The sequence below is a fragment of the Streptomyces sp. NPDC040410 genome (assembly GCF_055595715.1).
The window spans coordinates 1-20777 of record NZ_JBVIVK010000046.1 but is presented as its reverse complement, the minus strand read 5'-3'; the positions used below and the strand labels follow the sequence as shown (position 1 = coordinate 20777).

Annotated in this window: 17 protein-coding genes and 8 pseudogenes; 11 read left to right on the top strand and 14 right to left on the bottom strand. The window is 67.4% G+C overall.

What is annotated here, in order from left to right:
- Positions 1 to 206 precede the first annotated feature (206 nt).
- Positions 207 to 1456 (bottom strand): annotated as a pseudogene (locus tag ACZ562_RS37980) (IS701 family transposase).
- 261 nt (positions 1457 to 1717) lie between these two features.
- Between ACZ562_RS37980 and ACZ562_RS37975 the strand changes: the two are divergent.
- A complete protein-coding gene (locus ACZ562_RS37975) occupies positions 1718 to 1969 on the top strand; it encodes a hypothetical protein (protein ID WP_471189201.1) in 252 nt (83 codons plus the stop codon).
- A 40-nt stretch (positions 1970 to 2009) separates the two neighbouring features.
- On the opposite strand, the pseudogene ACZ562_RS37970 reads toward ACZ562_RS37975, so the two are convergent.
- A pseudogene (locus ACZ562_RS37970) lies at positions 2010 to 3129 on the bottom strand (IS630 family transposase).
- A 121-nt stretch (positions 3130 to 3250) separates the two neighbouring features.
- Here ACZ562_RS37970 and ACZ562_RS37965 point away from each other — a divergent pair.
- Positions 3251 to 3457, top strand: coding sequence for a helix-turn-helix domain-containing protein (locus ACZ562_RS37965; protein WP_471189198.1), 207 nt, complete (start codon positions 3251 to 3253; stop codon positions 3455 to 3457).
- Between the two features lie 459 nt (positions 3458 to 3916).
- Here the strand turns inward: ACZ562_RS37965 and ACZ562_RS37960 are convergent, their stop codons facing one another.
- Together ACZ562_RS37960 and ACZ562_RS37955 are read right to left on the bottom strand one after the other, a co-directional pair.
- Positions 3917 to 4306 (bottom strand): hypothetical protein, encoded by a 390-nt coding sequence (locus tag ACZ562_RS37960; protein WP_471189196.1) that lies wholly within the window; start codon positions 4304 to 4306, stop codon positions 3917 to 3919.
- 96 nt (positions 4307 to 4402) lie between these two features.
- On the bottom strand, positions 4403 to 4855 hold the full coding sequence (locus tag ACZ562_RS37955; RefSeq protein ID WP_471189193.1) for a hypothetical protein: 453 nt from the start codon (positions 4853 to 4855) through the stop codon (positions 4403 to 4405).
- A gap of 23 nt (positions 4856 to 4878) precedes the next feature.
- Here ACZ562_RS37955 and ACZ562_RS37950 point away from each other — a divergent pair, with 23 nt between their 5' ends.
- The 3 genes and pseudogenes from ACZ562_RS37950 to ACZ562_RS37940 all read left to right on the top strand — a co-directional run.
- Positions 4879 to 5490: a hypothetical protein gene (locus tag ACZ562_RS37950; protein ID WP_471189191.1), complete on the top strand. Its 612-nt coding sequence runs from the start codon at positions 4879 to 4881 to the stop codon at positions 5488 to 5490.
- A 414-nt stretch (positions 5491 to 5904) separates the two neighbouring features.
- On the top strand, positions 5905 to 7260 hold the full coding sequence (locus tag ACZ562_RS37945) for a cytochrome P450 (RefSeq protein ID WP_471189189.1): 1356 nt from the start codon (positions 5905 to 5907) through the stop codon (positions 7258 to 7260).
- Between the two features lie 646 nt (positions 7261 to 7906).
- Positions 7907 to 9465 (top strand): annotated as a pseudogene (locus ACZ562_RS37940) (ISAzo13 family transposase); the annotation flags it as partial.
- A gap of 119 nt (positions 9466 to 9584) precedes the next feature.
- Here the strand turns inward: ACZ562_RS37940 and ACZ562_RS37935 are convergent.
- Together ACZ562_RS37935 and ACZ562_RS37930 are read right to left on the bottom strand one after the other, a co-directional pair.
- Positions 9585 to 9944 (bottom strand): annotated as a pseudogene (locus ACZ562_RS37935) (transposase); the annotation flags it as partial.
- A gap of 343 nt (positions 9945 to 10287) precedes the next feature.
- A pseudogene (locus ACZ562_RS37930) lies at positions 10288 to 10434 on the bottom strand (alanine racemase C-terminal domain-containing protein); the annotation flags it as partial.
- Positions 10435 to 10578: 144 nt separating this feature from the next.
- Between ACZ562_RS37930 and ACZ562_RS37925 the strand changes: the two are divergent.
- Positions 10579 to 11505, top strand: a pseudogene (locus tag ACZ562_RS37925) (LysR family transcriptional regulator).
- Positions 11506 to 11707: 202 nt separating this feature from the next.
- Here ACZ562_RS37925 and ACZ562_RS37920 read toward each other — a convergent pair.
- The 5 genes and pseudogenes from ACZ562_RS37920 to ACZ562_RS37900 all read right to left on the bottom strand — a co-directional run.
- On the bottom strand, positions 11708 to 11968 hold the full coding sequence (locus ACZ562_RS37920) for a Tn3 family transposase (RefSeq protein ID WP_471189186.1): 261 nt from the start codon (positions 11966 to 11968) through the stop codon (positions 11708 to 11710).
- Positions 11969 to 12387: 419 nt separating this feature from the next.
- Complete coding sequence (locus ACZ562_RS37915; protein WP_471189184.1) at positions 12388 to 12702, bottom strand: hypothetical protein; 315 nt, start codon at positions 12700 to 12702, stop codon at positions 12388 to 12390.
- Positions 12689 to 14023, bottom strand: coding sequence for an RNA polymerase sigma factor (locus ACZ562_RS37910; protein ID WP_471189182.1), 1335 nt, complete (start codon positions 14021 to 14023; stop codon positions 12689 to 12691). The genes ACZ562_RS37915 and ACZ562_RS37910 overlap by 14 nt, the downstream gene beginning before the upstream one ends.
- Positions 13957 to 14295: a YciI family protein gene (locus ACZ562_RS37905; RefSeq protein WP_471189179.1), complete on the bottom strand. Its 339-nt coding sequence runs from the start codon at positions 14293 to 14295 to the stop codon at positions 13957 to 13959. Before ACZ562_RS37905 ends, ACZ562_RS37910 begins: the two co-directional genes overlap by 67 nt.
- Positions 14296 to 14445: 150 nt before the next feature.
- Positions 14446 to 14595, bottom strand: a pseudogene (locus ACZ562_RS37900) (ATP-binding protein); the annotation flags it as partial.
- Between the two features lie 145 nt (positions 14596 to 14740).
- Here ACZ562_RS37900 and ACZ562_RS37895 point away from each other — a divergent pair.
- From ACZ562_RS37895 to ACZ562_RS37875, 5 genes are all read left to right on the top strand, one after another.
- On the top strand, positions 14741 to 15562 hold the full coding sequence (locus ACZ562_RS37895) for a tyrosine-type recombinase/integrase (RefSeq protein ID WP_471189208.1): 822 nt from the start codon (positions 14741 to 14743) through the stop codon (positions 15560 to 15562).
- On the top strand, positions 15466 to 15804 hold the full coding sequence (locus ACZ562_RS37890; protein ID WP_471189205.1) for a tyrosine-type recombinase/integrase: 339 nt from the start codon (positions 15466 to 15468) through the stop codon (positions 15802 to 15804). Before ACZ562_RS37895 ends, ACZ562_RS37890 begins: the two co-directional genes overlap by 97 nt.
- On the top strand, positions 15801 to 16115 hold the full coding sequence (locus ACZ562_RS37885) for a helix-turn-helix domain-containing protein (protein ID WP_112437628.1): 315 nt from the start codon (positions 15801 to 15803) through the stop codon (positions 16113 to 16115). The genes ACZ562_RS37890 and ACZ562_RS37885 overlap by 4 nt, the downstream gene beginning before the upstream one ends.
- Positions 16116 to 16536: 421 nt before the next feature.
- The gene (locus tag ACZ562_RS37880; protein WP_471189176.1) at positions 16537 to 17751 is read left to right on the top strand and encodes a tyrosine-type recombinase/integrase; all 1215 of its coding nucleotides are present in this window, start codon (positions 16537 to 16539) and stop codon (positions 17749 to 17751) included.
- Positions 17752 to 17872: 121 nt separating this feature from the next.
- Positions 17873 to 18364: a hypothetical protein gene (locus ACZ562_RS37875; protein ID WP_471189173.1), complete on the top strand. Its 492-nt coding sequence runs from the start codon at positions 17873 to 17875 to the stop codon at positions 18362 to 18364.
- 43 nt (positions 18365 to 18407) lie between these two features.
- Here ACZ562_RS37875 and ACZ562_RS37870 read toward each other — a convergent pair.
- The 3 genes and pseudogenes from ACZ562_RS37870 to ACZ562_RS37860 all read right to left on the bottom strand — a co-directional run.
- Positions 18408 to 18788: pseudogene (locus ACZ562_RS37870) on the bottom strand (ATP-binding protein); the annotation flags it as partial.
- Between the two features lie 102 nt (positions 18789 to 18890).
- Positions 18891 to 20297, bottom strand: a complete 1407-nt coding sequence (ltrA, locus tag ACZ562_RS37865) for a group II intron reverse transcriptase/maturase (protein WP_471189203.1) — start codon at positions 20295 to 20297, stop codon at positions 18891 to 18893.
- 6 nt (positions 20298 to 20303) lie between these two features.
- Positions 20304 to 20663: a reverse transcriptase N-terminal domain-containing protein gene (locus ACZ562_RS37860; RefSeq protein ID WP_471189171.1), complete on the bottom strand. Its 360-nt coding sequence runs from the start codon at positions 20661 to 20663 to the stop codon at positions 20304 to 20306.
- Between the last annotated feature and the right edge of the window lie 114 nt (positions 20664 to 20777).

The window sequence follows — 20777 nt, the reverse complement described above, 5'->3', positions numbered from 1 at the left end:
AGCTACCTCGCCGGTCTCCACCTTCGCGCCTCAATGATCTGGATCAAGGACCTCACACGAGCCACCGCTTGATCACAACCAAATACGCTCCCTAGTAGGACTTGGTCTGGTTCGTCTGGGTGTGGGTATGTCGCGGTGGCAGGTGGGGCAGGCGCCGGCCCAGAGCGCGAGGAGTGTCTGCAGTTCGTGGACGACTCGGTAGAGGCTCAGTCCCTCACCCCGTCTTTTGGGTCGTGTGCCAGCCGTTGGAGGGTGCAGAAGGCGTGGGCGGCGGAGACAAGGGTGACGTGGTGGTGCCAGCCGTTCCAGGTGCGGCCCTCGAAGTGGGCCAGTCCCAGTGCCTGTTTCATCTCGCGGTAGTCGTGCTCGATGCGCCAGCGCAGTTTGGTCAGCCGGACCAGAGTGGCCAGCGGCATCCCGGAAGGCAGGCTGGAGAGCCAGAACTCACCGGCTCGCTCTCACCGGCCGGCCATTCGGCCAGCAGCCAGCGCTCGGGCAGCTCCGGATCGCCGGCGGCCTTGCGGATGCCTCGCCCGGCCGGCCGGACCCTGAGGGCGACGAACCGCGAGTACATGCGCCTGAAGCCGCTTCGGCCCTTGCCCGGACGGGATCCCTCCCGCCAGGACACTGGCCGAGCAGCCGCCTTCCCGGCCGCGATGACGAGGTCTTTCATGGTCTGTGGCCGGTCGGGATACTGCACTTGCGGTGGCCGGCCGGTGCCCGCGTAGTCGGGCTGGACGGGCCGGGCATCGGCAGGGTGAGCGCTGTGGCGGCCGGAGACGCCGACCGCGTGGGGCAGGTCGCGTTCCTCCAGGCCGCTGCGGAAGGCGGCGGCGTCACCGTATCCGGCGTCCGCAACGACCAGGGGAACAGCGACGCCCCACGATCGTGCTTCGTCGATCATGTCCAGAGCCAGCTGCCACTTCTCCACGTGTCCCGCCTGGGCGGGGATACCGCAGCGGCCGCGGCGGGCGACCTTGTCGGGGTCCGCCTCGGGCGAGGCCGGGTCCCAGCCTGCCGGCAGGAACAACCGCCAGTCGATCGCGGCCGAGGCACGGTCGGTGGCCAGGTGCAGCGACACTCCCACCTGGCACTTGGTGACCTTGCCCGCGGTGCCGGTGTACTGCCGCGACACGCAAGCCGAGGCGTCCCCGTTCTTGAGGAACCCGGTGTCGTCGACGATCAACGCTTCCGGCCGGATCGCGTCCTGCATCGTCCAGGCCAGGCGGGCCTGCACGTGCGCCGGATTCCACGGACTGGAAGTCACGAAGTGGGCCAGTGCCTGCCGGTTGCCGTCCTCGCCCAGTCTCGCCGCCATAGGCTCCACCGACTTGCGTCTGCCGTCCAGCAGCAGTCCCCGTACATACACCTGACCCCACCGCCGCTGGTCAGCACGGAAGAACCCATCGAACAACTCCGCCGTGAACGCCTCCAGATCCTCCCGGACCAAGGCCATCTCCCCAGGTGTCACACCATCACAACGACACCCACCACCCAACGGACACGCCACTCACAACTGAAGCTGACCAAGCCCTACTAGTGCTGTGACCGGGAAGGTTCGCCGGGTTCAAGAGCGCGCAGATCGAGGTGCAGGCGGACTTTGAGGTCCGGCATCGAACATTTCCCTCTCACCGTCGGGCTTTCCTGATCGAGGCGGGTCCACGGCGCCGGGTCGACTCGGCCGTAGAGATGGTGCCGGTCGGTATGATCAGCTGCCATGCCCAAGGTGCGTGTGCCGTTGTTCTATGAAGGTCATGTCGTTGGTTGGGTCACAGAGCCCAAGGTGGACATGTGGTTCACCTACGGGCGCTGGGAGCAGGCAGATACTCCCCTCGCGACCGTGTTCGTTGAAGCGGTACACGCCGGTCACGAACCGACCGTCAGGTTCGATTCCTTGTCGGGCGGAGAATTCCTTGCGATGAATTTGGAGAACGAGATCCTGGAGGTGCGGTCGGTCCCGATCGGCTGAAGGGGTGCCTGTCCAGGCGTTGGATGGCCAACGGCTGGAGTTACGCAGCCCTGGCGGGTGGGCGTCCGCCCCAGCGGATGCCCTTCTCGCTGCGGATGCGGGCGCGCTCTTTGCGTTGGGCGGCCAGGATGTCGGGGTGGCGGGCGTTGGCGTTGCGCCAGCGCAGGTATGCGTGCAGTTTTCGTGTCTGGACTGTGTGGTTCGGATGGTGGGAGTTGGCCAGGGTGAACTGCCGCAGCGGCCCGAAGTGCGCCTCGATCGGGTTGGCCCAGGAGGCGTTGGTCGGGGTGAAGCACAGCTCGACCTTGTTCTTCTGCGCCCACCGGCGGATCTTGGTGCCCTTGTGGGCGGAGAGGTTGTCCAGGATCACGTAGATCGGGGCGCCGTCCGGGCGGGCGGCCCGGACGGACCTGAGCGCGGCCAGGCTGTTGCCCGCTCCCTTGCGACGCCGGTTGACGCCCCACAAGGTGTCGTCGCCGATCGAGTAGCAGCCGTGGAAGTAGGTCACGCCGTGGGTGCGGTGGTAGGTCGCCGGGACCCGGTCGGGGCGACCTTGCCCAGCCCAGCACGTTCCCCCGTGGGCGGATGCCCAGCGGGCCGAACTCGTCAAAAGCGAATACGCGGTCGGGGAAGTTCTCCAGAACGTACTCGATCCGGTCGAGCTTGGCGTCACGCTCGGGGTCGGTGGACTCCTTCCAGGTCTTGGTCCGCTGGAAGGTCACGCCGCGGCGGGCGAGCAGGCACCGCAGGGCATCGCGGCTGATCCGGATCACCCGGCCGTGGACTTTGCGCAGGTAGGCGACGAGTTTCCGTAACGACCAGCGGGTGAATGGCTGGCCGAGCCTGGCCGGGCGGGTGGTGGCCGTCGCCACGACGAAGTCTTCGTCGTCAGGGCTGAGCAGGCGGGGACGGCCTCCCGCCCACTGAGGGTCCAGGCAGGCCAGCCCGATCTCGTTGAACCGGTGGATCACATCGCGCACGGTGTCCTCGTCGGCCTGGACCAGCTGGGCGATCACCGGGACGCGGTTCCCGCCGGCCGAGGCCAGCAGCATCATTGCGCGTCGGTAGCGCACCGAGCTGGTACTGCCCCGACGCACGATCTGCTGCAGCTTCTGTCCTTCCTGGTCGGTCAGTCGGCGTACTCGGACAGGCTCAGCCACCGCGCCTCCAGTGATCGGATCGGATGTCACCGCACATCCAACCGCCACGACCACCAACCCGGCGAACCTGTGCGGTCACAGCACTAGCAAGCTGCGGAGGACCCCGCCTTGACACTCGGGCATGTGCACGCGACTTCAGGTATCCGTGTATGCGACTTCGGACATTGACACCAAGCTCGGCCCCCGCCAGGTCAAGCTAGCCCGGGAGATGTACGACTCAGGTGACTACACCGTCCAGCAGATCGCCGACGAGTTCGGCGTCACGCGCCCCACCATCTACCGCCACCTGAACAGAGTCCTGCCCCAGCAGGCCGCAAACACCCTATAGCCCCAGGATCGCCGCAGCTCAGGGGCTACTCCGTTGTTTTTCCGGCGGGTACTACTGGGACCCCGTCTCTGCCCGAGGGGCGCTTTTTGCTGTAATCAAGAAGAGTCGGAGCGGCTGCCGCCGCCGGTCTGACAAGATCAGTGTCTGCTGTCATCCAATCGAGGCGTTTGACAGCGAACCCAGTCGTACGAGGTGACCTGCTGGGGGTGCTGGGTGGCCGTACCGGTCGGGGCGGATCTTGCGGGACCGTACGTCGAGTTGTCGTACGTGGATGCTGTACGCGAGTCTCGGCGGCGTCCGCTTCGTGAGCGTCACTTCCCAGGCTGGTACTGGGCGGCGACGACCGGGCGGCATGTCGGTTTCGAGTCACGGCTGGAGCGGGACCGCGGCGGCCGAAGCCACCGCGAGACGGTCAGGCGGCGGGCTGCCGGCCCTGGTTGTCGAGGTGGCAGCGGACGGTCAGGCGTCAGGGTCGACTTCGGGGTGCGTGAACCGCATGGGCTTGCCCAGCGACCGGGCGTAGGCGACTTCGGCTCGGGTGCTGTCTCCGATGTAGTCGCCGACTACGAGCACCTCATCAGCGAGCCGGATCTTCGCCCGGTGCAGATCGTCGAGTCGAGCCTTCAGCGCCTCGGCCTCGACAGGATCGGACCGAAGTTCGTGCGGCGACTTCATGTCACAGCCCGGTTTGACGACGATCTTTCCGGCTTTGGTCTCCCGCAGATCGGCCTCGTTCATCTCGGTCATGAAGCGGGTGGAGCCGCAGATCACGACGATACGCGGGAGGCTCAACAGCTTCTTCGCGTCGGCGAGCTTCTCCTCGGGGGTGAGCAGTTGCGGGTATGACACTGGTTCCTCCTGGTGGTGTGGTCCAAGGGGTGCCTGCGGCGACGCATCACCTTTGCCATCGAACTTAGTCGCCGCTGGCCAGAAGCTCCTCGCCGACTAAGTTCGATGGCAAAGGACAATCAGCCCGCCAGCGAACGCAGGGCACGTGGGGGCAATCGTGAGCCGGGAAGACCATGCAGAGCAGGACATGCGGATCGCCTCGGGGCTCAGCGCCGCGGCGCCGCCGTCACGCTCCTCGTCGCCGTCACCGGCGAGCACCACAAGGCTCTGTGGCTGTCCGTCGGCCGGCGGACGCGCCGTGGCTCGGCCCTGCTCGTTGAGGCGGGCCTGCGCCTGCTCACCGGCGCCGTCATGGCCATCCGGCGCGTTCTGCGCGAACAGCGGCACGCATCCTGGATCGCGCGGGCCGTCGGGGCCGTCAACGCCCTCCTGCTCTCCTGGGCCGAACCCCTCGGCCGCCCCATAGGACTCCCCCTGGCCGCCGTCCTCGGGCTCGGCGCCGGTGTCCGTTCGCCCGATGGCGCCAGCACCGGACGTGAACGCTGTCACAGGGCCGCGCCATCATGGGCGGCGTGAGCGACTACACCCACCTCGTGGCCGCCGCCGCACACGCGGCCGGCCCCTGCCCCGAAGGCCAGGAAGCCGCCTGGCAGCGCCGCGTCCACCAGCTGGCCGTCGACCTCGTCTTCACTTCCCGCGAGGTCGACCAGGCAGTCAAGGCCCTCGACCAGACCCGCCCCTTCGCCGCCTACCTGGAGAAAGTCGAGATCGAACCCACCAGCCGCCGCGGCGTGCTCACCCTCCGCCCCGACAGCGGCGGCACCGCGGAGACCATCCGCACCGAACAGCAGGACACCGAACGCGGCGATGCCATGATCAAACGCGCCCGCGAGCTCGAAGGCCGCTGGGTCCTCGTCTACCGCTACAACGAGCCCACCGCCGCCAGCAAAAAGCAGCGCGGCGACTTCAGCACCGTCCGCATGGTCGCCCGCCTCGTCGACCTCGGCGAAGGCGCCCTCGCCTTCGCCATCGCCCGCGAACTGGTCACCGCCGACGCCGGCGGCGACACCCGCCTCGCCGGCCAGGCCTGGCGCGACGCCGGACTACCCGAACGCGGCATGATCCCCGTCGCCGACGTCAACCGCGTCCGCCATGCCCTCCGCGAACGCACCACCCCCACCTGACACCTGTCCAGGCCACGCCGCCCCACCAAGCCACAAGGGGCCAAAACACCGGCCCGGACGCCCCCTCGCCGCCGATGATGGGCCACGCGCCCCCGAACGCCCGCCGCGCCGTACGGAGCGCCCACGGAGCCTCCTGTGGCTTCTGAGGCGCCAGTTGGGCGTACCGGCACCCGATCCACAGCCCTACGGCCGCGTGCGTTCTTGAAGGACGCGGCCGCGACGCCGACGGCTACGGCTGGCCGGTGAGGAATGAGGAGCCGGAGCAGTTCGCTGGGGTGACCGCACTGATGCCCGGCGCCGCAGGTGACCAACCAGCTTGTCCCACGTGGCGCAGGGCACGTTCAAGACAGGATTGCGCTGGGGAAGGTTCAGGGCAGTCATAGGGCGCCCATGACCGCCGTGAAGGGATCACCCGTGACGTCCACCGCGCCTCCCCCCATACCCCGGGCCGCAGGATCGTTTCCGCTCATCGGCCACGCGCTGAAGATGCGCGACAACCTCGGCTTCATCGACTCGCTGCGCGAGACACGGGAACCACTGGTCGAGATCATCCTGCAACCCGGGACGCGCACGATCGTGGTCCAGGACCCGGCCCTGATCCACCAGATGCTCAAGGCCCTGGGACCCAGCCTCGACAAGGGCCGGCTCTACGACAAGCTGGGCCAGCTGCTGGGCGACAGCGTCGTCACCGCCACCGGCCGCGACCACGTACGCAAACGCCGCCAGCTTCAACCCGCGTTCGCCCACACCGAGATCAGCCGGTACGTCGACCTCATGCGCGCCGAGGTGACGGCCACCGTCGCCGCCTGGGAGCGCGGGCGGCCCCTCGACGTACACGAGGCGATGGTCGGGCTCAGCCTCGACATGCTGGCCAAGACAGTGTTCGCCGGTAGCCTCGATGACGCCGTCTTCCGCCGGCTGCGCAGCGACGTGTCGGTGGTGATGAGCGGCGTCGGTTTGCGCATGATGCTGCCCGACTGGGCCGAGCGCCTGCCGCTGCCCTTCAACCGCCGCTTCGACCGGGCCCGGGCCGGGGTGCGCGCCACCATCAACACCGCCGTCGACGAACTACAGGCCTCCGGGCACGACACCGGGGACATGCTCTCCATGCTGCTGCGCACCATCGACGAGGAGACCGGCGAGCCGCTGACCGGGCATCAGATCTGCTCCGAGATCTTCCTCCTGGCCGTGGCGGGCACCGAGACGACCGCGTCCTTGCTGTCCTGGACCCTGTACGAGCTCGCCCGCAACCCCGGCATCGCGGCCCGGGTCCTGGCCGAGTTGGACGAGGTCCTCGGCGAACGGCCGGTCGCCTTCGACGACGTGATCCGGCTGCCGTACCTGGACCGGGTGATCACCGAGACCCTGCGGCTGCACCACCCCGGCTGGCTGGTCACCCGCCGCACCACCGAGGAGACCCAGCTCGGCAAGTGGACGCTGCCCGCTGGCACGGAGCTGGCCTACTGCCAGCACGCCATGCACCGCGACCCCGGGCGCTTCCCCGACCCGCTCACCTTCGACCCGGACCGGTGGACCGACGCCGCTCAGGAGCCTCCGCCGGGCGCGTTCGTGCCCTTCGGGGACGGCAAGCACAAGTGCATGGGGGACCGTTTCGCCCTCACCGAAATGGTCACGGCGCTCGCGACGATGCTCCGTTCGGTACGGCTGGAACTCGCCGAGGGCCAGGTCATCCGCCAGGTCGCCCGGCTCACCGTACGGCCGCGCGACCTGCGGATGACCGTCCGCCCCCGAGCCGGGGTCGGCCTCTAGCGCGTATCTCTTGCGGCACCACTGTCGACGGTGCCGGCGTTGCCATCCCCCTCGCGCGCGATGCCCATCAGCCTTAGCGCGGCGAAGGAAGAGGATGCCGGCCACTGGTGCGCGTCCACACGCTCGCCGTTCCAGGCCGTCTCCGGGTCGGCGGGCACCGGCGGAAGGGTTACGGGATCAGGTGTTATCTAGAGGGCGGAGCCCCTTCGCCCAGGCCAGGCCACTGATCGACAGTGCAGGCAAGTAAGGCAACTGCGACTTGGCATGTCCTCGGATGGCTACACACGCGCGAGAAGTGACAGGGGAGGTCGACGAGTTCGGGCAGTGGAACACCCGTGGGGCCGCCCCTGCACTGACAGAAGCGGCCCCACGGGCGTACGCGTCTACTTCCCGAGCCACTTACGAACGGTCATACGGTCGACACCGGCAACACGGGTGTTTGTGACACGTTGCGCTGGTACCACTCCGACATCGGAGTTGGCTCCACCCCACGGCCGGCAGACGACAGCGGGCTCGGACCACGGACTACCGCCTCTAGCTGCGTCTTTGGTGTCCGTTCGGCTGGGGTGCAGCGCCAGTACTCCGGCACGGCAGGGGCTTGTATTTCAATTAGTGCTTGTTCGGGCGGAGTTAGTGGGAGTGGACCATGACCGTGCGTCCGCCCGTCTCCGCCTTACGGGCCAAGTTCGATCGGATCCTGCCGCATCTCGACGAGCGCCGCCGTCGGCTCTACCTGGCTAGCGAGGCCGCGGCCATCGGCCACGGCGGGATCACTCTGGTTGCTGCCGCCTCCGGGACCAGTTCCGCCACCGTCGCGCGTGGCGTCACCGAGCTGGCCGGGGACCCGGTGCCGACGCGGAGGGTCCGGGCTGCGGGAGCTGGCCGCAAGCCGTTGACCGTCACCGACCCCGGCCTGCTGGAGGCTCTGGAGGCGCTGATCGAGCCGCACACCCGAGGTGATCCCGTCTCCCCGTTGCGGTGGACCACCTTGTCGCTGCGGGCCCTCGCCTCGACTCTGACGTCGCAGGGCCATCCGGTCAGTGCCGCAACCGTCGGGCGCCTGCTGCACGGCCTGGGCTATAGCCGGCAGGGCACCGTCAAGACCACCGAGGGCGCCAGCCATCCGGACCTCGACGCCCAGTTCGCCCACCTGAACGCCACGGCCACCGCCTTCCTCGACGACGGACAGCCGGTGATCAGCGTCGACACCAAGGCCAAGGAATGGCTCGGCAACCGAGACCGGCCCGGTCGCACCTGGCGGCCGGGCAGGGACCCGATCAAAGTCGACTGCCACACCTTCACCACCAGCGACCAGCCTGTCGCCATCCCGTATGGAATCTACGACCTCGCCACCAACACCGGCTGGGTCAACGTCGGGACCGACCACGACACCGCCGAGTTCGCGGTGGAGTCCATACGCCGCTGGTGGCAGCGCCGCGGACAGGTGCACCACCCGGACGCAACCCGGTTGCTGATCACTGCTGACGCTGGAGGCTCGAACGATCCCCGCCGCTGGACCTGGAAGAAACACCTGGCCGCCTTCGCCCTGGAGAGCGGCTTGGAGATCACGGTCTGCCACTTTCCGCCGGGTACGTCGAAATGGAACAAAATCGAACACCGAATGTTCTGCCACATCACCGCGAACTGGCGCGGCCGACCACTGACCAGCTACCAGGTCGTCCTCGAAACCATCGGCGCGACGACCACACGCACCGGGCTGACCATCGGCGCCGAGCTGGACACCGGCAGCTACCGCCTGGGCACCACAGTGACCCCCGTCGAGTTCCAGGCCCTGCCGATCACGCCCGACGCGTTTCACGGCGACTGGAACTACATGCTGGCGCCAGTCCCACCCCGAACGCCGCAGACGCCGGCGACCGCCCGGCGGATCGACCCGGACCTGACCACGATGCTCAGCGATCCGGCCCTGACCGGCATGCCGCGGTCCGACTTCGAACGCCTGGTGGCAGTCTCCGAGCCGTACTGGGACGCCCTGGCCGAAGCGGCCTTCCAGCGACGCTTCCACCGTCCGCGCAGCTACCTCCACCCGCAGACCAGCAGCCTGGACCACTACCACCGCCTCCTGGCAGCGCTCTTACGCCGACGCAGGGCGATCACCAGCACCCTCCTGGCCCAGCTGCTGGGCGTTACCCGCACCAACCTCTCCAACCAGTTCCAAGACGGGCACCCGCTCCTGGACCTGCATCGCATCGCCGTTACACCGCTGCCTGGGGCGCCCGCCCGGACCCTTGAACAGCTTCGAGTTCGCTTGCCTGACGAGGAGCATCCGGAAGATCAACCCTGACAGTTATTCAGAAACCAGCCCCCGAAGTGCCGGTGTACTGGCGGCCGACCCCGGCCGAGGTAGTGCCCTTCTTCATGAACCCGGTGTCGTCGAGAATCAACACACCACCTGGTCCGAGCCGTTCAGCTACGTAATCACGCACATCGTCACGCACGGTGTCTGCGTCCCAGACGCTGCTGTTCAACAGTCGCTGGAAGCCGTCAGGGGTGTGGTGACCCGCCCATTCCGCGAGTTGCCAGCCGTTCTTGCGAATCGCTCGCCCCAGCAGACCGCGGACGTAGTCCCGCATCCGCCACCGCAGATCTGCCCGAGCGATCCTGCCCGCCACCCGAGCAAACACCGACTCCAACTCGACAGCCCAGCCAGCGACTTCAGTCATCCCCTCCATACCAGGACAACGACAACCGCCAGCTCAGGACACGAACCGCTGCTGGAGCACTAAATGCGTACACCTCGCCCGGCGGCCGGAATGGCCCACCGCAGGTCGCGATGATCACGGTAGAGGCTCTGCCGCAGTAAATCCGGCATTTACTGCGGCAGGTCTGGCAGTCCATCAATCGCTGAAGCTGAGGGATGCGAGCGTGGGCGCTATTACTTCACAGAGGTGGCAGGCGCTGGCCTGGTACGCCCAGCACACGCGGATGACTGTCAGCACAATCTGGTCTGACCGGCCGGGGCATTTCCGTTCCTCGATTCGCAGGCGTGGTGCGCGGGTGCGTCATCTATCTGCCTCCTACATAGGTACGCGGCAGGCCCGGGGCGATGCGGGTCACGATCTCGTAGGGGACGGTGCCGGCAGCCCGGGCCCACTCCTGTGCTGTGGGTTCTCCCCTGTCACCAGGCCCGAAGAGCACGACCTCGTCACCGGGGACGAAGCTCCAGGGCCTCCCCGGGGCCAGCTGTTGCCAGACATGCGGCGAGCCGGCGGGCCGTTGGAAGAGTCGCAGGCACAACGCGGCAGAGTGCATAGCCCACCGAATAGCTCCGGCGCGAAACAAGGAAGTGTGCCACCGATGTTCGACCTTCACCGGCTGCGCCTGCTACGCGAGCTCAAACACCGCGGCACACTCGCCGCGGTTGCCGCTGCCCTGTCCTACAGCCCCTCCTCCATCTCTCAACAGCTCTCGCAGCTTGAGGCCGAAGTCGGTGTCCCGCTTCTTGAACCCGTGGGTCGGCGCGTGCGGCTCACCCCACAGGCGGAAATCCTCGTTGCCCACACCGAAGCAGTCTTCGAACGGCTGGAGCGGGCCGAGGCGGACATCGCCACGTCCCTCATCCACCTCACCGGCACTCTGCGCATCGCTTCCTTCCAGACCTCAGCCCTGACCCTGGTGCCGATCGCGCTGGGCCTGCTGCACGACGCCCACCCCAGCCTGCGCATACATGTCACCCAGACGGACCTCGAGCACGCCCTACCCGCGCTACTAGCCCAAGACTTCGACCTGGTCATCGCCGAGGAATACCCGGGCAACCCGAACCCTCGGCCCTCCGAACTGGAGCAGGAAGACCTGTGCGACGACCCTCTGCACTTGGCTCTGCCGAAAGCAGCACAGATCGCAGATGCGATCAGCCCCACGAAGGCGCTGCACGCAATGGCGAGCCATCCACGGGTCATGGAGCCCGAGGGCACAGCCGCCCGGCAATGGGCCATGACATTGTGTCGTAACGCGGGGTTCTAGCCCGACGTACGTTTCGAGTCCACCGACCTTCTCTTCCACCTCCGCCTCGTGGAGCAGGGGTATGCCGCCGCGCTGCTACCGGATCTCGTGTGGAGTGGCAATTCCCCGAACGTCGCATTGCGACTGCTGCCTCGCGGCCATCGGGCGCGCAGACTGTTCACTGTCGTGCGTACCGGCCGGAGCCAGCACCCCGCCGTCCGTGCCTGCCGTCAAGCACTCCTGCAGGCGGTCGGCGCGCAATCAGGCTGCGCAGCGGAATAGCCCCCACGCTCGCGGTACGACTCGGGTGGGCTGCGGCGGCTGCCACAGCCCACCCGAGCTCCTGTCCAGATCAGGCAGAGTCCTGGACCAGCGGACGGCACCCTTGCTGGTTCTGCAGGGAGGCAGCACCACGGCTTTGTGCCGTCGGCGCAGCACCACGGCTTTGTGCCGTCGGCGCCGTGCTCGTGGCTAATTGTCCTGGTCAGGCTGCTTCGGCGAAGTTGTCGCGCAGCGTCGTGAAGTCGACATCGAGGTGCGGTTCGTACGCCTCGGGTGTGATATCGAGTTCGTGGGTGGAGTACTCACCGAACGGGTTGATGTGCTCGGTCAGGTACGGCGAGATGTGGGCCAGGTCCTCGGGGTCGATCTCCCATCCCTCGTCCAGCAACTGACGCACGATCTCGGCGATGTCCAGGGCGTTATGGAAGATCACCGCGTTCGTGAGCAGAGCATTGAATTTCATCGCCAGGACGAAGGCGCCCGCGATCAGCGGCGGGCGAGGCGCGGCTCTGGCCGGGGCCGCGGGTGGCGATGAGGTTCCTGGACGCCTACGACACGGCTGGCTGGCCGGGGAGGGAGACGTTCACGCTGCACGTCTACGGCGGCGGGGCAGCACCTGCGGCATCCGCAGATGCCCGGTGCCGCTGCCCTGGCCCGTACGCTCCAGGCGTCCGGACGGGGAGAGTGACAGCCCCCGTCCGGACGCCTTTTACCAGCTCCGGCCGCCGTGCCGGGGAGGTTCCCGGTGGCTTCGTTCACGTTCAGCAACAGCGTTTGTGGGTGAGTTTCAGCAGCAGTTGGTGATTACTGGGCTTGTGTTTGTCCATGAGAAATGACGGCGCTGCTTCCGGCGGGAGGCAGGCCGTGGCGCTCGGCAGCGGGTTATGAGCTGAGGCTGTTCAGTGCGGCTTCGGCCAGGTCGGGCCACTGAGCGGCGTGTGCGTGGGGGACGGCGACCCAGTCTTTGAACGGACGGTGCTTCCCCGACGGGTCGAAGAGTTCAGCCCCGGTCAGGGCGAGGGCTTCGGCGTGGGCGGGGGTTCCGTCGCCGAGTTTGAAGGCGAGGTAGTCGTCCTTGAGGCAGGCGAAGGCCTTGCCGTGGGCCTTGAGGGCGCGCTTGCCGAACATCGCACCGGCGGTAGCGCCGTGGTGGGCAAGGTCGGCGGCGATGTCGTCGAAGAGTTCATCGGGGGTCATGGGTGGGTCCTTGTTCGGGTGGGGTGAGCTGGTTGCGTCGGCGCAGGAGGTAGTCGCGTTCGGCTTGGTTGCAGACGAGGGCGAGTGCGGTGTCGTAGGCGGCGACCGCTTCGGTGGTGCGGCCGAGGCGGCGCAGGAGGTCGGCGCGGGCGGCGGGCAGCAGGTGGGAGCGGGCCAGGTGTCCGTCTTCCTGGAGCTGGTCGAGGATGCGCAGGCCGACGGTGGGGCCGTCGGCCATGGCGAGGGCGATGGCCCGGTTGAGTTCGACCACTGGTGAGGGGGCTGTCTGGGCGAGCAGGCCGTAGAGGGAGGCGATCTGCGGCCAGTCGGTGGCCTGTGCGGTGGGGGCGTCGGCGTGCACCGCGGCGATCGCTGCCTGCAGCGCGTAGGGTCCGGGAGGCCTGGTGCGCAGGGCAGTGATGACCAGTCGGCGGCCCTCGGCGATCTGCTGTTGGTCCCACAGGGTGCGGTCTTGGTCCTCGAGCATGACCAGCTGGCCGTCGGCTGTGGTGCGGGCGGGGCGGCGGGCGTCGGTCAGCAGCATCAACGCCAGCAGTGCCGTGGCCTCGGCTTCGCCGGGCAGCAGGCGGTGCAGGATGCGGGCCAGACGGATGGCCTCCTCACACAGCTCTGGGCGAACTTGCGTGGGTCCGGCGGTGGCCGCGTATCCCTCGGTGAACAGCAGATAGAGCACTGCCAGCACGGCCGGCAGCCGCTGAGGAAACTCGGTGCTGCCCGGGACGCGGTAGGGGATGGCGGCGTCGCGGATCTTGCGCTTGGCCCGCACGATGCGCTGGGCGATGGTCGGCTCGTTGACCAGGAACAGCCGGGCGACCTCGGGCGTGGTCAGGCCGGCCAGGCAGCGCAAGGTGAGCGCGACCTGAGCAGGCCGGGCCAGGGCGGGGTGGCAGCAGGTGAAGAACAGCCGCAGCCGCTCGTCGGGGATGTCGTCCTTTGCCGGTTCGGGTGGCGCTTGGGTCTGGGCCATGGTGGTCTCCGTTCGCAGCAGCGCGAGCTTGCCCGCAAGGTTCTGCTCGCGGCGGATCCGGTCGATCCCCGCGTTGCGAGCCACCGTGGTCAGCCAGGCGGCCGGATGGTCCGGGACGCCGTCGGCCGGCCAGCGCCGTACCGCCTGCAGGCAGGCATCGGCGAGGGCCTCCTCGGCAACGTCCAGGTCGCCAAGGAGGCTCACCAGCCGGGCTAGCACCCGGCCGTGCTCGGCTCGGAAGATCTGCCCGAGCTCCTCGCCGCCGGTCAGGTTGGCATCACCGGACGCACCTCCACCGTGCCGTGACTCGCACCCGGGCAGCGCGCCGCCCACTCCAGCGCCTCGTCCAGATCGGCACACTCCAGTATGAAGAATCCGCCCAGTTGCTCACGGGCCTCGGCGAACGGGCCGTCGGTGACCAGGCGCTCGCCCTCACGGATGGCCACCGTGGTCGCGGTGGCCGATGGCTGCAACTTCTGGCCGCCTCGCATCACACCTGCCTGCACGGCTGCGGCGGCGTAGGCGCCGTAGTCCTTGCCGAGCTGATCCCAGTCGACCTCGCCGTCCTTCGACTCGTCCCGATAGATCAGCACCACGTAGTCCATGATCAGACCCTTCCTTGCGCTTTGCCTTCTGGCGGCCGGCGACCGCATTGCTGGGAGAACGAACCAGCAGCGGCCGGATCGACAGCAGACGCCATGGGAATGCTGTGAGGCCGGTCACATCGTCTCGGTTCACGCTCGGCGGCTGGAAGGTCAGCCGGCCTTGACGTGCTCGTGAGCTCGTGCGCGGGTCTGGGCAAGGCGGTAGGAGTCGGTGCCGGTCTCGATGATGGTGCCGTTGAAGGTGAGGCGGTCGACGATGGCCGCGCAGAGGCGGGGGTCGGTGAAGGTCTTGGTCCAGCCATCTGGGGCTGGCACTTGTTCCCTCACAAGGGTTGCCGCTGCCACCTGGCCGTATCCCGTTCCTGGGGTCCTCGTTGGTTCTCGTGGTGGCACCCCGGTTTTCAAGGTGCTGCCTTGACCGTTCAGGTGCGAGGAAGGTGTGCCGGTGGCCGAGGCGAGACTGCAGGTCATCGCGGGCGGGGCCGTCCCGCAGGGGCCGCTGACCACGGACCCGTGGCAGTTCCAGACCATGTGCGTTGACGCGTTCGTTGCCTCGTGGAGGGCCCGCGGGTTCAGTCCGGTGACCATCGACAACGACATCGGCCTGTTGGAGCGGACACTCACCACGCTGGGACGGCCTGCGTGGGAAGTCACGCCCGAGGACATTGACCGGGTGGTCGGTGATCTCGCGGTGAAGGGCCGGGCGACGTCAACCCGCCGCGAGTACGTGCAGATCTTCAAGGGCTTCCACCGGTTCCTGCAGGCCCGCAAAGCGGCCGAGATCGAGGCCGCATTCGGCGTCCGACTGGTCTGCCCGGTCGACGAATTCAACGCCTCCCGCCATGTCGGCGATGACTCGCCAACCCTGTTGCCGCCGCCGACACCAGAGCGGGTGAACGAGTTCTTCTCCTTCATGAAACAGAGGATCGCGACCGCGAGGAAGTACGGACCCGTAGCGAGGGACTATGCGATGTTCCGGACGCTGTATCACGCCGGGCTCCGCTCGGAGGAGGCATCGCTGCTGGAGAAGCCGGACCTGCACTTCACCCGAGGCCCGTTCGGCAAGCTCCACGTCCGCTTCGGCAAGGGAGCCCACACGTCCGGGCCGCGGCCTCGGTGGGTGCCCATGCTCGCGGCCTGGACCTGGTGCTGCGGTGGTTCCTGGAGGACGTGCGGCCCAAGTTCCCCGACTCGCCGGTGCTCTTCGCCGACGAGTCCGGCGGCAGCCTGCATCGCGGGACCATCCGCAACCGGCTCCGCTATCTGATGGAACTCGAAGGACGCCCGGCATCCGAGCGGTTCAGCCCGCATGCTCTGCGAAGAGCTTGCGTGACGCACAACTACGAACGTGGCGTCGATCTCGTCGCGATCCAGCAGCTGCTCGGTCACTGGACCGTCAGCTCGACCATGCGGTATGTCCGGCCCTCCGCGACCTTCATCGAGGACGCCTATCAGCGCGCGGTCGCCAGCACTTTGGCCGAGCTGACCGGGAAGGACACCACGGCATGAAGATCCAATGGCGGCTGCGGATGGCTGCCGCCCAGCGCGAGGTGTGGACCGGGACGGAACTGCGGCGGCTGCTGGCCGAGAAGGCCGGCCTGGAACTGTCCTCGGCTTCGGTGTCCGCGCTGTTCACCAAGGAACCCTCGCAGGTGAAGATGACCACGCTGGCCGCGTTGTGCACCGCGCTGGAGTGCACTCCCAACGACCTGATCGAGGTCGACACCACCCCCGTCGAACGGCCCATCGCACCCCCCCGTCCAGTCGCTGACCTGCCGCAGGCCGCCTCCGCCAGGGGCCGGTCGATGCCGCCTTTGTGACCGGCAGGCTGCCATGGGCAAGAAGCAACGGGACTGTGTCACCTGCGGTGCCCCCGTCGGGTATCTCGACCGCCAGCACTGCTGCCGGTGCCGGCGCCGACTGAACGAGCAGGCAGCCAGGGCTGTTTGCCCTGGCTGCGGCCGAGACCGCGTCCTGCAGCAGGACACCGGCCGGTGCATCATCTGTTCACGCGTGTGCGAGGAATGCGGCCACCCCGTCCGGTCATCGCAGAGCCGTCTGTGCCGCGACTGCCGGCGCAAGGCCGACCAACGCGTGGCCCAGCAGACGTGTCCGCGCTGCCGCAGGCCCGGCTATCTGCGCGAGGCGACCGGCTGGTGCGGCCACTGTTCACGGCCCCGGCAGGAGAAGCAGCCTCCGAGAACCTGCCGCGAGTGCGGCCAGTTGCGGCGACATGCAGGTTTGGGGCTCTGCTCGGCCTGCTGGCAAAAGCACCCTGGCCGTCCCTTCATCCGCGGGGAACACCTCCGCGACCGGCTCGCCGATCCACCGTCCTGGCTGGGGGACTTCGTCGCTCATGTCGCCGCCCGGCACTGCACCGCCGGAGCCTGCGGCTTCGTCACCGACCTCGGCCGACTCCTCGAAGACGGGCACTCCACCTCGCCCCAGGCCCTGCTGGAAAGATCCCGCAGGCCCGGACGCTCGATGGGCTCCTTCGCCCGCGCACTCGAGGACTTCTTCACCCTCCACCACCTGGCCCTGCCCACCGACCAGGCCGAACGACTCGCCGCCGGCCGACGGCAACGACGCATCGAGGCCGTCCCCGAACCGCTGCGGCAAGCCGTCGCCGCGTTCAACACCTCGCGGATGCGGGCCCAGGACCGAGCCCGCCGAGCGGGCACCCGCCCTCGCAGCAATCACACCCTGGAGACGGCCCTGGCCACCCTGCGTGACCTGGCCGTCTTCCTGGTCGACGAACGGGACAAGAACGCCTGGGCCCTCGTCGACGTGCACGACGTCGAAGCTTTCCTGTACACCCTGCCCAAGGGACGTAAGCGACGGTTGACCGTGCTGCGGCAGTTCTTCCGTTTCGCCCGGTCCCAGAAGATGCTGCTGGTCGACCCCACCCGCCAACTGGTAGCGAAGGAGTCCAACGGCTTCCGCGGCCAGACCCTCGCCCTCGACCAGCAACGCGAGCTGTTTAGGCGGTGGACAACCGACAAGCGCGTGCACCCGCATGAAGCGGTGATGGGCATGCTCGCTCTGCTGCATGGCGCCTCCAGCTCCGAGGTACGAATGCTGAAGATCGACGACATCGACCAGCAGGCCCATGCTGTCCGGCTCGGGAAGCGGCCCCATCCCGTCCCCCTGGACCCTGCTTCCTGGACGGTGTTGCAGCGGTGCCTGGCCCACCGTGAGGCTTGGCGGACGGACAACCCGCACGTCATGGTCACCAAAGGAACAAAGGCCGGGCGGAGCCCGGCCTCAACTGCCTATCTCTCCCACGTCCTTGACGACTGCGGCTTCCCGCCCCGCATGATCCGCAGCACCCGTCTCGTCGACCTGGTGAACACCATGGACCCCAAGCTCGTCGCCGCGGCCTTCGGCATGGACCCGCAAGCCACCCTGATCTACTTCGCCGACCATGTCGACCCCGGGCTCCTGCCCGATTGCTGAGCGTCGGCCGACGTCAAAGAATCCGCTGGTCAGCACTCTCGCCATCCCCCAGACTCGGATGTGTGCGAGGGGCCCTCCGTGATCAGCGCAGGGAACCCGTGACTGGAGGAGGGGACCGAGGATGGCCCACCTGCGACTCGCCTGGGTCCTGTCCGGACGTGGTTGGGCCGACTGCATCGTCAGCGACCACCAGACAGAAGCGGAAGTCACGGCCTCCTATATCACCGCTGCCCCCGAAGAGCTCTTGACGGCAGTAACGCGTCTGATCGTCGGCGAGACCGAATGCCGAGTATCGTTCGAGGCCGAGCCCACCGCCTTCCGATGGATCTTCTACCGTGAAGGCACCCACGTGTGGATCCGCCTACTCGAGCTGCCCCGCGGCAGTGACCACGACAACACCGGGACCGAGATCTGGTCCACCCAGCAGAACATCGACGTCGTAGCCCGAGCAGTGATCCGTTGCTTCGACAACGTCGTGAGGGAGTACGGCGAGAGCGCATACCGCGGCAAGTGGGGTGAGCACTTCCCCCGAGCCGAACTCGAAGCCCTCAGGACCGCGTGGCGCGAACAACGAGGCGACTGGGCAGCCTCCTCGACACCATTGAACCCGTGAAGTTTCGGCAGCACCTGGCACGGGTTCGCCGGAACATGTGCGCTTTGCTGAAGGTCTTGTTCGAGGTCAGGATGATGGAGCCCTTCTCGTAACGCTTGGAGATGACCTGGAAGACCAGGTTCGCCTCGGCGCGTTCGAGGGGCTGGTAGCCAACTTCGTCGACCACGAGGACGCTCGGCCGCAGGTAGGTGCCGAGCTTGTTGATCAGACGCCCGGCCGACTCGGCAGCCTTCAGGTTGCGCACCATGTCGTCGAGGCTGCTGAAGTAGATCGAGTAGCCGGCCCGGCAGGCCGCGACCGCGAGAGCGACGGCGATGTGCGTCTTGCCCACCCCGGGCGGTCCCAGCAGCGCGGCGTTCGCCTTGCCGTCGACGAAGGAGAGGCTGGCGAGGTCTTTGACCTTGCGCGGGTCGAGCTCGGGCTGGAGTCGGGTAGCCGGATCACGTTGCCGTGATCCGGCCCCCTCAGAACCGGACGGGCGCCTTTCAGCGCATCCGGCTCAAGCAAGCCGCGAGGGCTTCGCAGGTCAGCAGAGTGGCGTGGCCCGTTTACCATCGCCTGCGTGGTGCTGGCGGTGGCATTCGGAGTGCACGAGACGAAGGTTGTTCCGCTCGTTCGTTCCGCCGTCTCGCCGGTAGGTGAAGTGATGCTTGTGGAGCATCTTCTTCGAGGCCGCGAACCAGTTGATCCACTCCCGTGGACTGTCCGGTTCGTACTCAGCCCCAGCGATCAGCGCCTGTTTGCAGAGGGGGCAGAGCCCTCTCTGCCGCGCCGCCAGGGCAAGACTGGTCTTGTCCATGGGCGGTGGCGCTTTCCTTCGGCGGCGGTTTTGCCAGTACTCGCCCAGGCTGGGGTCGTCTGGTGACGCCCTGCCTTTCACGAGTGAATGGCGGACGATGCCTGTCCAGGCGAATTTGGGTAGGAAGGCTCCGCTGTCGCGGTCGCCGAATACCCATCGGTCTCGTCGGGACGGGTGGAACTGCCCGAAGTACCGCTCCATTACCCAGTACCCCGGTTTGTTGTGGTGGCGACGTCTGGCCCACTTCCAGGTCAGCCGCCACACGTAGTGATCCAGCGACGTGAACGTGGTCGTGGACGCCACCGCCCGGTAGTAGGCCGCCCAACCGCGAACGATCGGGACCAGCCTGCGCAACACGGCCTCGGCATTGGTCCCCTGCAGGGACTTGACCTCGGTCCGTAGTCGCGCCCGGAGCCTCTTGCAGGCTGCCGCGCTCGGCTTGATGATCAGCTTGCTATCCATGCGGCGGACGGTGAAGCCGAGGAAGTCGAAACCTTGCTCAAGGTGAACGACTTTGGTCTTCTCCTCGTTGAAGCGGAGACCTCTGGGCTTCAACCAGTCCTCCAGCCGGGACCTGACCTGGTGCACCTCTGACTCGCTGTGGCAGAGCACCACGAAGTCATCGGCATACCTCACCAAAACTGGGGTGCCCGATGCGGAACTGGGCTCACGCCCGGCTCGGACCACTTGATACTGGCACCCAGCAGCCTTTTCCAGTCCGTGCAGAGCAACATTTAGCGGCAGCGGGCTGATCACACCGCCTTGAGGAGTTCCCTCCTCCGTTGGTGCGAACCGACCACGGTCAATCACGCCCGCCGTCAGCCATTCGCGGACCAGTTCCCTGGCGGGGAACAGTCCGAGAGAGCTCATCAGATGGTCGTGGTCGATGCGGTCGAACGCCGCCGACAGGTCCGCATCCAGAACCCACAGACGCTTCGCGTGCTTGCCGCAAGACGTCCAGAAGATCGCGGATCTCGCGTCCTGACAGCTGCGGCCGGGCCGGAAGCCGTACGACCTCGGCTCGAACCGCGCTTCCCACTCGGGCTCCAGCGCGTTCTTTACCCGCGCTTGGAGGATCCGATCACGAATGACCGGGATCCCGAGGGGCCGCTGTTTCCCGTTGCTCTTCGGGATGAATACTCACTTGACCGGCCTGGCTTTCCAGGGGTGGGACGACCGATGGATCTCGGTCGCCAGCGTGCCTCTCGCCATGGGGGTGAGGGCTCGCTCCCCGTCGATACCAGCGGTCTTGCGACCACTGCTCTGCTGCGTCACCCGCTTCACGCTGACCAGCGTGTTGCTTCGGCTCCGCAGCATGAGCTTCTGCAAGTTGCGGACCTTCTTCAGGTCCCCATCCCGCGTCGCCTTGAAGATCCTCTGCCTCAACCGCCGTACGTTTTCCTCACAGGTGGCCCAGTCGATGCTGTGCCAGTCGAGGTTCGCGTCCTCGGGTCCGTTCACCGCAGGCGCGAGTGCCGCGACGGTAGTCGTGACTCCCATGTGCACCCCCGGCGTCTAACCTCGAGCTTTCATGAGGTGGCCTGTCCGCAGGCTGATCAGAAACACAGAAAGTGCTCTTGACCTGCAACGATAGGACTTGCTGAGGGTCCTGTT

Coding starts and splice junctions, on each gene's coding strand:
- ACZ562_RS37975 (WP_471189201.1), top strand. CDS start 1,718: ATGCCCAAGGTGCGTGTGCCGTTGTTCTATGAAGGTCATGTCGTTGGT.
- ACZ562_RS37905 (WP_471189179.1), bottom strand. CDS start 14,295: ATGGACTACGTGGTGCTGATCTATCGGGACGAGTCGAAGGACGGCGAG.
- ACZ562_RS37915 (WP_471189184.1), bottom strand. CDS start 12,702: ATGACCCCCGATGAACTCTTCGACGACATCGCCGCCGACCTTGCCCAC.
- ACZ562_RS37965 (WP_471189198.1), top strand. CDS start 3,251: ATGTGCACGCGACTTCAGGTATCCGTGTATGCGACTTCGGACATTGAC.
- ACZ562_RS37860 (WP_471189171.1), bottom strand. CDS start 20,663: ATGGGAGTCACGACTACCGTCGCGGCACTCGCGCCTGCGGTGAACGGA.
- ACZ562_RS37885 (WP_112437628.1), top strand. CDS start 15,801: ATGAAGATCCAATGGCGGCTGCGGATGGCTGCCGCCCAGCGCGAGGTG.
- ACZ562_RS37920 (WP_471189186.1), bottom strand. CDS start 11,968: ATGAAATTCAATGCTCTGCTCACGAACGCGGTGATCTTCCATAACGCC.
- ACZ562_RS37875 (WP_471189173.1), top strand. CDS start 17,873: ATGGCCCACCTGCGACTCGCCTGGGTCCTGTCCGGACGTGGTTGGGCC.